The organism is Kitasatospora sp. NPDC006697, assembly GCF_042869935.1.
Taxonomy (GTDB): domain Bacteria; phylum Actinomycetota; class Actinomycetes; order Streptomycetales; family Streptomycetaceae; genus Kitasatospora.
In genome coordinates, this window is record NZ_JBIAGU010000013.1 from 22,557 (window position 1) to 36,074 (window position 13,518).

The window sequence follows — 13,518 nt, forward strand, 5'->3', positions numbered from 1 at the left end:
GGTCCGCAAGGACCGGGGCGGGCTCTCCGCTTTGTCAGGTCGCGGGCCGCCGGGGGCAGTTCGGGGGTTCAGGCCCGGAAGGCGGGCAGGCCCTGGAGGTTGCCGGCCACCTTGTGCGGGGCCTGGGAGCCGTCGGCGGCCAGCAGGACCAGGCCGTCCGGGGTGCGGGCGACCAACTGCTTGCCGTCCGGGGACCAGGAGGGCTCGGTGTAGTCGGTGGTGGCGTTCGGGGTGAGGTCCACGTCCTTGAGCGCCTGGGTCGCCAGGTCCACGGCGAACAGGTGGTCGTGGCCGCCGACCGAGCGGACGAAGGCGACCTCCTTGTCGTCCCGGGAGGGCGCGGGCTCGGAGCCGGCGGTCAGCTTGTAGGTGTTCAGCCGCAGGTAGTCGTCGCGGATGTAGACCTGGCCGTCGGCGGTGTTCTCGTAGGCCAGCAGGCCCATGGTGCCGGCCACGTTGGCCCAGGTGTTCTCGTGCTGCTGCGGCTGCGGCAGCGAGGGGTCGGCGACGCCGAGCGGCAGCGGGGCCGGGGCGGCGGGCGCGCCGTCGGCGGGCACCTGGTAGAGGTCCGGGTGGCCGCCCTTCTCGATGGTGAAGACGATGTTGTCGCTGCTCACGTTGGCGGCCTCGGAGGGCAGCTCCAGCTTCCAGGCCGGGTGCGACCAGGTCTGGCCGCCCGGGTTGGTGGCCAGGGTGTGCTGGCCGGTGCCGTCGGGGTTGCTGGTGACCAGGTTGCCGTGGCCGTCGATGAAGACCGCCTTGCTGCCGTCCGGCGACCAGGCCAAGTCGCGGACCTGGGTGTGGAAGTCGACCGTCGCGTTGTCCAGCAGCACCAGGTTGCCGCCGTTGCTGAGGGTCAGGTGCGGCACGCCGGTGCCGTGCGCCGGCAGTGCGGCGGAGGTCGGGGCGGAGGCGGTGGGCTTGGCGCTGCCGGCGGCGGTCGGCCTGGCGCCGCCCGCCGGGGTGGCCGGGACGGCCGGGGCGGAGCTGGCGGGCGTGCCGCCGGCGGTCACCTCGTCCGGGCCGCAGGCCGAGAGCAGCAGGGCGGCGCTCACGCCGAGTGCGGCGGTCAGGGCGAGGGACGCGGTGGAGCGGCGGCGGCGGACGGCCATGGGAACTTCCCCCCGGAAGGCATCGTTCGAGCGGTTGGTGATGCCTCAATCCTGGGCCGACCGCGTCCTGATCGCGTCGGGCGGCCGTCACGGCCGTGCAACAGGTCACAGCCCGAGCCGTCGCGCCCGCAGCGCCGCGCGCTCCAGCAGCAGGTGGACGTCGGCCTGCCGGGTGGTGGGGCGGTCGTTGTACTCGTCGGGGGAGCTGACGGGCCGTCCGGTGGCGTGCAGCACCTCCATCACCTGGACCCGGGCCGTGCGCACCGTGCCGGCGGTGCCGTAGCCGTGGGCCAGCACGGCGGCCTGGGCGCCGAGCAGGCAGACCCGGCCGGCCGCGTCCCACATCGCGCCCTGCAGCCAGCCCGCGTGGGCCAGGTAACGGGAGGTCAGCTCCAGGTGCCCGGCGGCGCTGACCGGCACCGGGCGGGCGGGGCGGCGCAGCAGCCGGTCCAGCGCGGTGCGCCGGGGCAGTGGGTGGCCGGCGTGCCAGGGCTGCCGGACGGTGCCGAGCGGGCAGAGGTAGGGGACGGGGCGGGCGGCGGCCGGGGCCGGCAGCGAGGCCAGGTAGGCCTCGATCTCGGCGACCAGTCCGCTGGCTTCGGCGGTGAAGGTGAAGGCGACCGCGGGCGGCGGCGGGAGCAGGACGGGACGCACGGCGGTCTCCTTTGTCCGGATTATGCCGTTTCATCCTCCGCGCTCGATCGGCCGGAACGGCGGCACCCCGGCCCCCGGCGCGTGTCGCGCGGGGACCGGGGTGCCGCCGTTGCGGGTCAGAGCGCCTCGAAGGCAGTCAGCGCGGCGCGGATCTCGGCGGCCGGGTCGCCCGCGTGGTAGCGGTGCTCGCTGGGCTCGATCGCGTCCAGGAACTCCTGGTAGCGCACCGCGTAGCCGAGGTGGGCGAACGGCGCGGCCAGCCGCAGCGCCAGCTCCGGGTCGCTGCCCGGGACCACCGTGCGCCAGGCCTCGCACCAGGCCGCGGCCGCCTGCGCCCAGCGCTCCTCGGAGCAGAAGTCGCGCGGCCGCAGGCCGTCCAGCGCCGGGTGGCCCTGGCAGGCGTCGGCGAAGTCCACCAGCACGGCGGCGGTGCCGGTGGAGCGCCAGTTGCCGGGGTGGAAGTCGCCGTGCAGCACCACCGGCGGCAGCCCGCAGGCGGCCAGCCGCTCGACCAGCTGCGGCAGCGCGTCGGACATCGCCCGGGCCCGGGCCAGTTCCCCGGCCGTCAGCTCGGCGGCCGGCGGGCCGTCCAGCAGCGCCTTGACGGCGGGCAGCAGCGCGGCGTGGGAGCGGTCCGGCAGCCCGGCCGGGATGCCGCCCGGGTAGCTGGCGGCCAGCGCGGCCTGCGCCCGGACCAGCCGCGGCACGGCGTCCGCCACCACCTCGGCGGACGGGCCCCAGCAGTCCTCGCCCGGTACGTGGTCGAGCAGCAGCAGCCGGCGCTCCGGGTCGGCGGCCAGCACCGGCGGCACCAGCCGCGGGTCCACGGCGCCGAACAGCGCGATCACGGCGGCCTCGTCCACCGCGAAGTCCCGGCCGGTCTTCAGCCAGACCGGGCCGGTGGCGGTGGGCAGCCGGAACAGGCCGGCCAGGTTCCAGGTCTTCACCTGCGCCACCGGGCCGGTCACCGGGCGCCCGGCGGCGGCCAGCGCCCGCCCGGCCCAGTCGAGCGCCGCCCGGACGCCCTCGGCGGTGGCGTAGCCGGCCCGCAGCGGGTGCGGGGCCAGCGACTCCCGCTCCTCCTCGGTCAGCGGCCGCAGCCCGGCCCCGTCGGCCGGCTCGTCCAGCGCCTCCGCGTGGTAGACCGCGAGACCCCCGAGCCCGCCCCCGCCGCCGTGCACGTCCAGCAGCCGCAGCACCACCGTCGCGACGCCCAGCAGTTCGGCCAGGTGCTCGGTGACCGGCCCGACCTCGTGCCACCGGGGCCGCTCCACCGGGAACGGGCCGACCGCCCCCAACTCCCCTTCGCGATGGGTCAGCAGGACGGTCACCGTACGATTGACTGGATTGTTCACCGGTGCAGTCTGCGGTGCGGGCCGGGCCTTGGCGAGCGATTTTCCGAACGGGGGTGCGGACGTTGCGGCTGCGGATGACCGGCGTGGGCAAGCGCTACCGGCGGGGTGCGCCGTGGGTGCTGCGCGACCTCGCGCTGGAGCTGGCGCCCGGCGCGCTGGTGCGGATCGAGGGGGCCAACGGCAGCGGCAAGTCCACCCTGCTGAAGCTGGCCGGCGGGATCGAACCGCCGAGCCGGGGCCGGGTGGAGCGGGCCGGGCGGCGCGCCTACGTGCCCGAGCGGTTCCCGCCCGCGCTGCCCTTCGACGCGGCCGGCTACCTGCGCCGGGTGGGTGGCGTGCACGGGCTTGACGCGCGCACCGCCGCCGAGCGGGCCGACCACTGGCTGGACCGGTTCGGCCTCGCCGACCGGGCCGGCACCCCGCTGAGCCGGCTCTCCAAGGGCAGCTGCCAGAAGGTCGCGGTGGCCCAGGCGCTGCTCGCCGAGGCCGACCTGCTGCTGCTGGACGAGGCCTGGACCGGGCTCGACCAGGCCTCCCGGACCCTGCTGGACGAGGCCGCCGCCGAGCGGGCCCGGCAGGGCGGCACGGTGCTCTTCGTGGACCACGACCCCCATCGGCTGGCCGGCCTGGCCACCGCGGCCTACCGGGTGTCGGAGGGTCGGCTGACGCCGACTCAGCCGACCGCCGCCGTCGCACTGCCGCCGGTGCGGGTGGTGGTCGCGGCAGGGGAACTGCCCGAGCTGCTGCCCGGCGACCCCGGGCGCGAGCCCGGGCCGGACGGCACCGTGCTGCTGCGGGTGGCCGGCGAGCACTCGGACGCGCTGCTGCGCCGGCTGCTGGCCGGCCCGGCCCACATCGTCGAGGTGCGGAGCGAGACGCCATGACGGCACTGATCCGCTATCAACTGGAGCTGCTGCTGCGCTCGCAGCGCTGGCTGCCGCCGTTCCTCGGCTACGCGGCGCTGCTGGCGATCGGGATGCAGGAGGGCAGCGCGCTGCTGGACGGGCTGGGCCTGGGCGCCGCGCTGCTGGTGCCGATCACCGCCTGGTGGGTGCGCTGCGCCGTCACCGCCGACCCTCCGCAGGCCCGGACGGTGCTGGTGGCCGCGCGCGGGGCGGCCCGGGTGCAGCTGGCCTCGCTGCTGGCGGCGCTGCTCGCCGGGACGGTGCTGATGCTGCTCGGCACCGGCGCGGTCTGGGCGCTGAGCGGACAGACCGTCAACGACCCCAGGAAGAGCGTGCCGGTCCCGCCGGCGCTGCTCGCCGGTCTGCTGGCCGGGCTGGCCTGCGTGCTCACCGGGCTGGCGGTCGGGGCGCTCTGCCACCGGCCGGTGCTGCTGCGGGCGGGGTACGGGCTGCTGGGGGTGCTCGGGCTCTCGGCGCTGGCGCTGGTGGCGCCGGGCCTGCCGGGCAACGCGGCGGTGCGGGCGCTGGTCACCGGCTCCGAGGCGGCCCGGGTGGAGCTGCCGGTGGCGGGGCTGCTGGGCGCGCTGCTGCTGGCCGCCGCGGCGGTGGCGGCCTCCGTCGTGCTGGCGGGGCGCCGCACGGAGTGAGCCGGTAGTCCGCGGGGCGAAGGGCCGTCGATCCACGGATCGGCGGCCCTTCGCCATGTCACAGCGACCGGGGTGGCCCTGTCAGGTGGATGTCGGCCGCTCTTCGGTTGCTCTTCGACCGTCCTCCACTTGACGATCGGACTACCGATGGACGATTCTCAAATCATCGAGATTTCGATGATTAACCACTTGGGGGTTTCGCCATGTCCACCGCACCAAAGCTCGACGCGCCGCCCGCCCGGGACGCCACGGCCCCCGCCCCCCGGGGTGCCGGCCGCTGGTGGACGCTCGGCATCGTCTCGATCGCGACGTTCATGCTGATGCTCGACCTGACCGTGGTGAACGTGGCGCTGCCCGACCTGCGGACCGCGCTGCACGCCGACTTCTCCGCCCTGCAGTGGGTGCTCGACGCCTACGCCCTGACCCTGGCCGCCTTCCTGCTCACCGGCGGCTCGCTGGCCGACCGGCTCGGCCGCAAGCGGATCTACCTGGCCGGCTTCGCGCTCTTCACCGCCGCCTCGCTGGCCTGCGGTGCGGCCGGCGGCATCCTCGCGCTGAACATCTCGCGCGGGGTGCAGGGCGCGGGCGCCGCGGTGCTCTTCGCGGTCGGCCCGGCGCTGATCGGGCAGGAGTTCCGCGGCAAGGACCGCGGGCTGGCGTTCGGCGTCTTCGGCGGCGTCTCCGGCCTGGCGATCGCCTTCGGCCCGCTGATCGGCGGCGCGCTCACCGACGGCGTCGGCTGGCGCTGGATCTTCCTGGTGAACGTGCCGATCGGGGTGGTCGCGATGGTGCTCGGCGCGCTGCGGATCGGCGAGTCCCGGGACCCGGCCGCGCACCGGGTGGACTGGGCCGGTCTGCTGGCCTTCTCCGGGGCGCTCACCCTGCTGGTGCTGGGCTTCCTGCGCGGCGAGGCGCTGGGCTGGGGCAGCGCGGCGATCATCGGGATGTTCGCCGGCTCGGCGGTGCTGCTGGTGGCGTTCTGGCTGATCGAGCGCCGGCTCGGCGAGGCCGCGATGCTCGACCTGGGCCTGTTCCGCAACCTGACCTTCAACGGGATCTCGGCCGCCACCCTGCTGGCCAACGCGGCCGGCATGTCGGCGATCTTCCTCCAGGTGTCCTACATGCAGAACGAGCTGGGCTTCTCGCCGCTCGACACCGGCCTGCGGTTCCTGCCGCTCACCCTGGTGCTCTTCGTGGTCGCCGCGGTCACCGGCTCGCTGACCGTCCGGGTGGCGCCGCGGCTGCTGGTCGGCACCTCGACCGCGCTGATGGCGGCCGGCCTCTTCCTGGTCACCCTGGTCCACCCGGGCAGCGGCTGGACGGCGCTGCTGCCGAGCATGGTGGCCACCGGTGCCGGGATGGGCATGTTCAACCCGCCGCGCGCCTCGCTGGCGATCGGGGTGGCCGAGCCGGCCAAGGCGGGCATGGCCGCCGGGATCGGCGAGACCTTCCAGCAGGTCGGCATCGCGATCGGGATCGCCGGCTTCGGCGCGCTCTTCCAGCACCGGGTGACCGACGGCTTCGCCGCCTCCCCGGCGGGCAGCGCGCTGGGCGCGGGCGCCACGGCGGGCGGCCGGGCGGTGGCCGCCGGAGCGGGCGGCGACCTGGCGAAGTCGGTGCCCGCCGAGCTGGCCGGCCCGGTCCGGGAGGCGGCCCGGGCGGCCTTCGTGCACGGGCTGACCGATGTGCTGGTGCTCTGCGGATCGGTGGCGGCGGCCGCCGCGGTCTGCGGGTTCCTGCTGATCCGCCGGCGCGACCTGCACGAGAGCGCGCTGGCCGGCGCCGAGCACGGCTGAGCGGCGGGTCCGGCCGGCCGCCCGCGCGGCCGGCCGGACCGCCCGTTCTGCCGAGGGTCGGTTTCGCCGATAATGGGGAATCCGATGATGAGAGGGCTGTGCCATGGAACTGCGCGCCGACTTCCTGCTGGCCGGGCACACCGGCGTGCTGCTCTTCAAGGCCGGACTGCTGATCCAGGAGCTGGCCGAACAGGCCTTCCAGGAGGCCGGCTACACGCTGCGGCACTTCATGGTCTACTCCGCACTGGCCGGTGAGGCCCAGCTCTCCCAGCAGGACCTGAGCAAGGTGGTCAACCTCGACCCCACCACCGTGGTCGCGCTGATCGACGAGATGGAGCGGACCGGCCACGTCGAGCGGCACCGCAACCCGGCCGACCGCCGGCGCTACATCCTGCGGCTGACCGAGGCGGGGCGCGAGGCGCTGACCGCCGTGGAGGCGGTCGCCAGTGCCGCCGAGGAGGCGTTCTTCGCCCAGCTCGGCCCCGGCGGCCAGGAGCAGCTGCACGGGATGCTCGGCCGGCTGCTGGCCGGCCGCTGGCCGGAGTCGGTCTGCGACTGACCCCGCGGTGCGCGGGGAGAAAAGCGGACACACCGTCACAGGTCGTGGATAAATAGGCTAAATGCTCACTACGGTGGCGACAGCATGCCCGCCGAGTCGGAAGGACCCACCCGTGAGCAACCTCTTCGCGATCGCGTACCCGGACCTCGCCACGGCCCAGCAAGTCCGCAACGAGGCGCTGGACCTGCAGAAGCAGTCGCTGATCGAACTCGAGGACATCGTCGTGGTGGAGCGCCGCCAGGACGGGAGGATCAAGCTGCACCAGGCCACCAGCACCACCGGCGTGGCCGCGGCCTCCGGTGCGCTCTGGGGCGGGGTGATCGGCCTGCTCTTCTTCATGCCGCTGATCGGCGCGGCGGTCGGCGGTGCCACCGGCGCCGCGGTCGGCGCCTCCACCGACGTGGGCGTGGACGACGACTTCATGCGCCGGGTCGGCGAGCACCTGCGGCCGGGTGCCGCCGCCGTCTTCCTGCTGGTCCGCCGGGCCACCGCGGACAAGGTGGTCCCGGCGCTGGCCCGGTTCGGCGGCCAGATCATCCAGACCTCGCTCTCCACCGAGGAGGAGGAGCACCTGAAGGAGCTGGTCCAGGCCCGGGCGCAGCAGCCCGCCTGACGGGCCGTCGGCGCGGCGGCGGACCGGCCGTCCGTCTGACGCGCCGCCGCCGCACCGGACCCGCAGCCACTCCATCCCACGCCGGAGCCGCCGCATGGCCACCCCCGCCGCCGTCGCGGCCAGCCGGCCCGGGCCGGCCCTCCGGCCCCGCCGCACCGGCCGGACCACCGAACTCCTGCTGGTCATCGGCGCGGTCGCGATCGCGGTCTTCGGCTACGTCGAGGTCGGCGTCAACATCGACGGCCGCCCGCCCGCCGACGCCGCCCGCTACGGCGCCGCGCTCGGCGGCCTGGCCCTGGTCGCCCACCTGCTGGTGCGCTGGAAGGCCCGCTACGCCGACCCGCTGCTGCTGCCCCTCGCGGTGCTGCTGAACGGCATCGGACTGGTCGTCATCTACCGGCTGGACCGGGCCACCCCGCACAGCTCGGCGGCGCCCACCCAGCTGCTCTGGTCCACCCTCGGGGTGGGCCTCTTCCTGCTGGTCACCGTGCTGCTGCGGGACCACCGGCGGCTCAGCCGGTACGCCTACAGCGGGGCGCTGGTGGCGCTGGTGCTGCTGATCGTGCCGATCTTCTTCCCGGCCGTCTACGGCTCGCGGATCTGGATCACCGTCGGCTCCTTCTCCATCCAGCCCGGGGAGTTCGCCAAGATCCTGCTGGTGGTCTTCTTCGCCGCCTACCTGGGTGCGAACGGCGACGCGCTGGCGCTGACCGGCCGCCAGATCTGGAAGTTCCGGCTGCCGCCCGGCCGGGTGCTCGGGCCGGTGCTGCTGGTCTGGGCGGCCTTCGTCGGAGTGCTGGTGCTGGAGACCGACCTGGGCATGTCGCTGCTCTACTTCGGCATCTTCGTGGTGATGCTCTACGTGGCCACCGCCCGGCTGGGCTGGATCGCGATCGGCCTGGTGCTGGCCGCCGCCGGGGTCACCGCGGTCGGCTGGCTCTCGCCGCACGTGCACTCCCGGGTGGACCAGTGGCTGCACCCGCTGGCCTCGATCCAGGCCGGCCAGGGCGCCAACCAGATCGCCCAGTCGCTCTTCGCCTTCGCCTGGGGCGGGCTGCTCGGCGAGGGGCTGGGCAAGGGGCACTCGATCCTGATCGGGTTCGCCGCCAAGTCGGACTTCGTGCTCGCCACCATCGGCGAGGAGCTGGGGCTGACCGGGCTGCTGGCGCTCTTCCTGCTCTACGCCCTGCTGGTCGGCCGCGGCTACCGCACCGGCATCGCGCTCAGCGACCCGTTCGGGCGGCTGCTGGCGATCGGCCTGGCCACCGTGATCGGGCTGCAGGTCTTCGTGGTGGCCGGCGGGGTGCTGGCGCTGATCCCGCTGACCGGCGCCACCCTGCCGTTCATCGCCCAGGGCGGCTCCTCGGTGGTGACCAACTGGATCATCGTGGCGCTGCTGGTCCGGATGAGCGACCTGGCCCGTCGGCCGCAGGGGGAGCCCGCATGAGCCGGCGCCCCGGAGACCAACGACCCGGTGTGGCCGTCACCGGCCGCCGGGCCGGCACCTTCTGCCTGTTGCTCAGCGTGCTGCTGGCGGCCCAGGCCACCCGGGTGCAGTACTTCCAGGCCAAGGGGTACGACAACAACCCGGCCAACCAGCGCAAGGCGATCGAGCGCTACGGGCAGCCGCGCGGCCCCATCCTGGTCGGCGGCAGGCCGGTGACCGGTTCCACCCCGACCGGCGGCCGCTACGCCTACAAGCGCAGCTACCCCGACGGCGCGCTCTACGCGGCGGTGACCGGCTTCTCCTCGCAGATCTACGGCAACACCCAGCTGGAGGGCACCGAGGACGCGCTGCTCAGCGGCACCGACGGCCGGCTGGCCGGCTGGGCGCTCTGGGACGCGATCAGCCGGCAGCAGAACCCGGGCGGGCAGGTGTACACCACCATCGACCCGGCCGCCCAGCAGGCCGCGATGAACGGCCTGGGCGGCCAGAAGGGCGCGGTGGCCGCGATCGAACCCGCCACCGGGCGGATCCTGGCGCTGGCCAGCACTCCTTCCTACGACCCGGGCAGCTTCGCCGGCTCCGCCACCGCCGACCAGGAGGCCTGGACCAGGCTGCAGGCCGACAGCGACCAGCCGATGCTCAACCGGGCGCTGCGGCAGACCTACCCGCCCGGCTCCACCTTCAAGGTGGTGACCGCCGCGGCCGCGCTGGCCAACGGCGTGGTGACCGACATCCACGCGCCCACCACCGCGCCCTCCCCGTACGTGCTGCCCGGCACCACCACCACGCTGGTCAACGACAGCAGCGCCTGCGACACCCCGAACATGGACCTGGACACGGCCATGACGCTCTCCTGCAACAGCGTGCTGGGCTACCTCGGGGTGCAGACCGGGCTGGACAGGACGGCCGCCACCGCGCAGGCCTTCGGCTTCAACGACGCCAGGCTGGACACCCCGGTGCGGGCCGCCCGGAGCAACTTCGACACCGCGATGAACCAGTCCCAGCTCGCGCTCTCCTCGATCGGCCAGTTCGACACCGCCGCCACCCCGCTGGTGATGGCGATGGTCGCGGCCGGCATCGCGAACAACGGCACGGTGATGTATCCCCAGCTTGTGGACAAACTGGCGAAGTCCGACGGCAGCACCGTGCAGCTGATGCACCCGCAGTCCTACAAGCAGGCGGTCAGCCCGGCGGTGGCCGGCCAGGTGCAGCAGCTGATGACGGACGTGGTGCAGAACGGCACCGGCTCGAACGCCGCGATCCCCGGCGCGCAGGTCGGCGGCAAGACCGGCACCGCCCAGCACGGGGTGGACAACAGCGGCATCCCCTACGCCTGGTTCATCTCCTGGGCCCGCCCGGCCGGCTCCACCAGGGTGCCGCCGGTGGCGGTGGCCGTGGTGATCGCGGACAGCGCGGCGACCGATGTGACCGGCGGGGGACTGGCCGCGCCGATCGCCCGCTCGGTGATGCAGGCCGTGCTCGGCGGCAGCTGAGGTATATTTATGCGGTTAATGTTATAAATAGGTAGAAAGCGGCACCGTGAGCACCACCCCCACCCTCGGCCAGGCCCTGCTGCGGCGGAAGCCCGTCGCCACGCTGATCGCCGAGAGCGACGGCAGCCAGTCGGAAGAGGGGCACCTGCGCCGCTCGATCGGGCTCTGGCAGCTCTCCTCCATCGGCATCGGCGCGACCATCGGCACCGGCATCTTCTTCGTGCTCAGCGCCGCCGTCCCCGAGGCCGGGCCCGCCGTGGTGGTGTCCTTCGTGGTGGCCGCCGTCACCGCCGGGCTGACCGCGCTCTGCTACGCCGAGCTGGCCTCGGCGATCCCGGTCTCCGGCTCCTCCTACTCCTACGCCTACGCCACCCTGGGCGAGGCCACCGCGTTCGGCGTCGGCGTCTGCCTGCTGCTGGAGTACGCGGTCGCCGCCTCGGCGATCGCGGTCAGCTGGGGGCAGTACCTCAACAAGTTCGCCGAACTCGCCTTCGCCAGGACGATCGGGGTGGGCCGGGTGCCGGACTGGCTGGCCGCCCCGCCCGGCCACGGCGGCTACGTCAACCTGCCCGCCGTGGTGCTGGTCGCGCTGGTCTGCCTGCTGCTGGTGCGCGGGGTCAGCGAGTCGGCCCGGGTCAACGCGGTCATGGTCGGGATCAAGATCGTGGTGCTGCTGCTCTTCATCGCGATCGGCCTGACCGGCTTCCGCTCCGGCAACCTGCACGACTTCATGCCGTTCGGCTGGTCCGGCGTCGGGGTCGCCGCCTCCAGCATCTTCTTCTCCTTCATCGGCCTGGACGCCGTCTCCACCGCCGGCGAGGAGGTCCGCAACCCGCGCCGCAACCTGCCGCTGGCCATCGTCATCTCGCTGGTCGTGGTCACCCTGCTCTACGTGGGGGTGGCGCTGGCCGCGGTCGGTGCCCAGCCCTGGCAGCGGTTCGACGGCCAGGAGGCCGGGCTGGCGCAGATCCTCCAGGATCTGACCGGGCAGACCTGGCCGGCCCTGATGTTCGCGCTCGGCGCGATCGTGTCGATCTTCAGCGTCACCCTGGTGGTGATCTACGGGCAGACCCGGATCCTCTTCTCGATGGGCCGCGACGGACTGCTGCCGGCCCGGTTCGCCGCCGTCTCGCCGCGCACCGGCACCCCGGTCTGGAACACCCTGGTGGTCGGCGCGGGCGTGGCGCTGCTGGCCGCGGTGGTGCCGCTGGACGTGCTGACCGACCTGACCTCGATGGGCACCCTGGCGGCCTTCTCGGTGGTGAGCATCGGCGTCATCGTGCTGCGCCGGACCAATCCCGGGCTGCCGCGCGGCTTCCGGGTGCCCGGCTACCCGGTCACCCCGCTGCTCAGCGTCGGCTTCTGCGCCTACCTGATCAAGGGGCTGCACCCGCTGACCTTCGGCTTCTTCGGGGCGGCCCTGCTGCTGGCGGCCGCCGCCTACTTCGGCTACGGCATCCGGCACTCCCGGCTGGCCCGCGGCGCCGAGGAGCCGGCGCAGGCGCTGCACCGCTGAACCCGAACGGCCCAACGGTGACGTCGTGACACGCCCACCGGCCTAATCTTCCAGGCATGGTGACCCACCGTCAGCCCGACGCTCCGACCCGCGGCCGCCCCCTCGCGCCGGAAGTGCCGCGCCAACGCACCGGCGGGCCGCCGCTCGGGCCGGCCGCCCGGCCGGAGCCGGCCGGACGGGTCGCCGCGCTCGGCGGGCGGCGGGCGGTGCGGCTGCTCGCCTGCCTGGTCGCGGCCGGCTGGGCCGGCTGCTTCCCCCTGGTCTCCCGGCTGGCCAACCAGCGGTTCTGGGGCGAGACCGCGGCGCCCGCCTACCTGCTGGCCGGCCTGGCCGTGCTGGTGCTGCCCCGGCGGCTCGCCGGGCGGGCCGCCGCGCTGCTCACCCTGGGCGGCGCGGTGCTGCTGCCGCTCACCCTGCTGGCCGTGCACAGCCGTGCGCAGTCCGAGGTCGGCGTGGTCGAACGCTCCGCCGCCCTGCTGCTGCACACCGGCACGCCCTACCTGCCGCACCCGGCCGCCGTCACCGACTTCGACCCCTACCTGCCCGGCATGGCCCTGTTCGGACTGCCCCGGGCGCTGCTCGGCCGCGGCAGCCGGGCCGCGCTGCTGGCCGGCGACGCCCGGCTCTGGTTCGCCGCCGCCTTCCTCGCCTGCCTGGCCGTCAGCTGGCGCCTGGTCAGGACCGACCCGGCCGACTCGCCGCTGCTGCCGCTCGCCGTGCTCACCGGCTCCCCGCTGATCGCGCTCAGCCTGGCCGTCGGCGGGGTGGACCTGCCGCTGATCGGCGTCTGCTGCCTGGCCCTGGCGCTGGCCGCCGACAACCGCCCGATCGCCGCCGGACTGGTGCTGGCACTGGCCTGCACGCTCAAGTGGACGGCCTGGCCGGCCCTGCCGGTGGCCGTGCTGCTGCTGCGCCGCCGCCACGGCAGCCGGGCCGCGCTGCGGGCCGCGGCGGTCTGCGCGGCGCTCTCGGCCGCCGTGATCCTGCCGTTCGCGCTGCAGCGCCCGCGGGACCTCTGGCTCCAGGTGGTGCGCTACCCGCTGGGCCTGACCGCCGTGCGCACCCCGGCCGGCAGCCCGCTGCCCGGCAAGCTGCTCGCCGACCTCGGACCGGCCGGGCACACCGCCGCGCTGGCCCTGATGCTGGCGGGCGGGCTGGCCGTGGGCGGCTGGCTGCTGCTGCGCCCGCCGGCCACCGCGGCGGCCGCCGCCGACCGGCTGGCGGCCGGGCTGACCACCGCCTTCCTGCTCGCCCCCGCCGGGCGGTTCGGCTACCTGGCGCTGCCCGCCGTGCTGGTCTGCTGGCCCCGGCTGGCCCAGCGCGCGGCGGCGCACCGGTCGGGCGCGCGCGTTCGGTGGACGGCGGGTGCGTCGCGGTCACCCGCCGGGGGAGTCTGACGGATCGTAGGGGAGTATGGCGCC

12 protein-coding genes are annotated in these 13,518 nt (G+C 74.8%); 9 read left to right on the forward strand and 3 right to left on the reverse strand.

Annotation, left to right across the window (positions count from 1 at the left end):
* Positions 1-68: 68 nt before the first annotated feature.
* From ACFYNO_RS19545 to ACFYNO_RS19555, 3 genes are all read right to left on the reverse strand, one after another.
* Positions 69-1,112, reverse strand: coding sequence for a hypothetical protein (locus ACFYNO_RS19545; RefSeq protein ID WP_388013407.1), 1,044 nt, complete (start codon positions 1,110-1,112; stop codon positions 69-71).
* A gap of 105 nt (positions 1,113-1,217) precedes the next feature.
* On the reverse strand, positions 1,218-1,766 hold the full coding sequence (locus tag ACFYNO_RS19550) for a hypothetical protein (protein WP_388013410.1): 549 nt from the start codon (positions 1,764-1,766) through the stop codon (positions 1,218-1,220).
* Between the two features lie 116 nt (positions 1,767-1,882).
* The gene (locus ACFYNO_RS19555) at positions 1,883-3,097 is read right to left on the reverse strand and encodes an aminoglycoside phosphotransferase family protein (protein WP_388013413.1); all 1,215 of its coding nucleotides are present in this window, start codon (positions 3,095-3,097) and stop codon (positions 1,883-1,885) included.
* A 77-nt stretch (positions 3,098-3,174) separates the two neighbouring features.
* Between ACFYNO_RS19555 and ACFYNO_RS19560 the strand changes: the two genes are divergently transcribed.
* The 9 genes from ACFYNO_RS19560 to ACFYNO_RS19600 all read left to right on the forward strand — a co-directional run bounded on the left by ACFYNO_RS19560 (position 3,175) and on the right by ACFYNO_RS19600 (position 13,494).
* Positions 3,175-4,005: an ATP-binding cassette domain-containing protein gene (locus ACFYNO_RS19560; RefSeq protein WP_388013416.1), complete on the forward strand. Its 831-nt coding sequence runs from the start codon at positions 3,175-3,177 to the stop codon at positions 4,003-4,005.
* Positions 4,002-4,673: an ABC transporter gene (locus tag ACFYNO_RS19565; protein WP_388013419.1), complete on the forward strand. Its 672-nt coding sequence runs from the start codon at positions 4,002-4,004 to the stop codon at positions 4,671-4,673. The genes ACFYNO_RS19560 and ACFYNO_RS19565 overlap by 4 nt, the downstream gene beginning before the upstream one ends.
* 203 nt (positions 4,674-4,876) lie before the next feature.
* Entirely contained in the window at positions 4,877-6,469 is a 1,593-nt protein-coding gene (locus ACFYNO_RS19570) for an MFS transporter (RefSeq protein ID WP_388013422.1), read from the forward strand.
* Positions 6,470-6,572: 103 nt separating this feature from the next.
* Positions 6,573-7,028 (forward strand): MarR family winged helix-turn-helix transcriptional regulator, encoded by a 456-nt coding sequence (locus ACFYNO_RS19575; RefSeq protein ID WP_388013425.1) that lies wholly within the window; start codon positions 6,573-6,575, stop codon positions 7,026-7,028.
* Positions 7,029-7,140: 112 nt separating this feature from the next.
* Positions 7,141-7,641 carry a DUF1269 domain-containing protein gene (locus ACFYNO_RS19580; RefSeq protein WP_388013428.1) on the forward strand — a complete coding sequence of 167 codons (501 nt, stop codon included), beginning with the start codon at positions 7,141-7,143 and terminating at the stop codon, positions 7,639-7,641.
* A 94-nt stretch (positions 7,642-7,735) separates the two neighbouring features.
* Positions 7,736-9,088 carry an FtsW/RodA/SpoVE family cell cycle protein gene (locus ACFYNO_RS19585; RefSeq protein WP_388013431.1) on the forward strand — a complete coding sequence of 451 codons (1,353 nt, stop codon included), beginning with the start codon at positions 7,736-7,738 and terminating at the stop codon, positions 9,086-9,088.
* Entirely contained in the window at positions 9,085-10,581 is a 1,497-nt protein-coding gene (locus ACFYNO_RS19590) for a penicillin-binding transpeptidase domain-containing protein (protein ID WP_388013434.1), read from the forward strand. The genes ACFYNO_RS19585 and ACFYNO_RS19590 overlap by 4 nt, the downstream gene beginning before the upstream one ends.
* 46 nt (positions 10,582-10,627) lie before the next feature.
* Positions 10,628-12,097: an APC family permease gene (locus tag ACFYNO_RS19595; RefSeq protein ID WP_388013437.1), complete on the forward strand. Its 1,470-nt coding sequence runs from the start codon at positions 10,628-10,630 to the stop codon at positions 12,095-12,097.
* Between the two features lie 56 nt (positions 12,098-12,153).
* Positions 12,154-13,494 (forward strand): glycosyltransferase 87 family protein, encoded by a 1,341-nt coding sequence (locus ACFYNO_RS19600; protein WP_388013440.1) that lies wholly within the window; start codon positions 12,154-12,156, stop codon positions 13,492-13,494.
* The last annotated feature ends 24 nt before the right edge of the window (positions 13,495-13,518 follow it).

Excerpts from the sequence above, each read along its gene's own strand:
- ACFYNO_RS19590 (WP_388013434.1), top strand. The coding sequence starts at position 9,085 with ATGAGCCGGCGCCCCGGAGACCAACGACCCGGTGTGGCCGTCACCGGC.
- ACFYNO_RS19565 (WP_388013419.1), top strand. The coding sequence starts at position 4,002 with ATGACGGCACTGATCCGCTATCAACTGGAGCTGCTGCTGCGCTCGCAG.
- ACFYNO_RS19585 (WP_388013431.1), top strand. The coding sequence starts at position 7,736 with ATGGCCACCCCCGCCGCCGTCGCGGCCAGCCGGCCCGGGCCGGCCCTC.
- ACFYNO_RS19575 (WP_388013425.1), top strand. The coding sequence starts at position 6,573 with ATGGAACTGCGCGCCGACTTCCTGCTGGCCGGGCACACCGGCGTGCTG.
- ACFYNO_RS19545 (WP_388013407.1), bottom strand. The coding sequence starts at position 1,112 with ATGGCCGTCCGCCGCCGCCGCTCCACCGCGTCCCTCGCCCTGACCGCC.
- ACFYNO_RS19570 (WP_388013422.1), top strand. The coding sequence starts at position 4,877 with ATGTCCACCGCACCAAAGCTCGACGCGCCGCCCGCCCGGGACGCCACG.
- ACFYNO_RS19600 (WP_388013440.1), top strand. The coding sequence starts at position 12,154 with ATGGTGACCCACCGTCAGCCCGACGCTCCGACCCGCGGCCGCCCCCTC.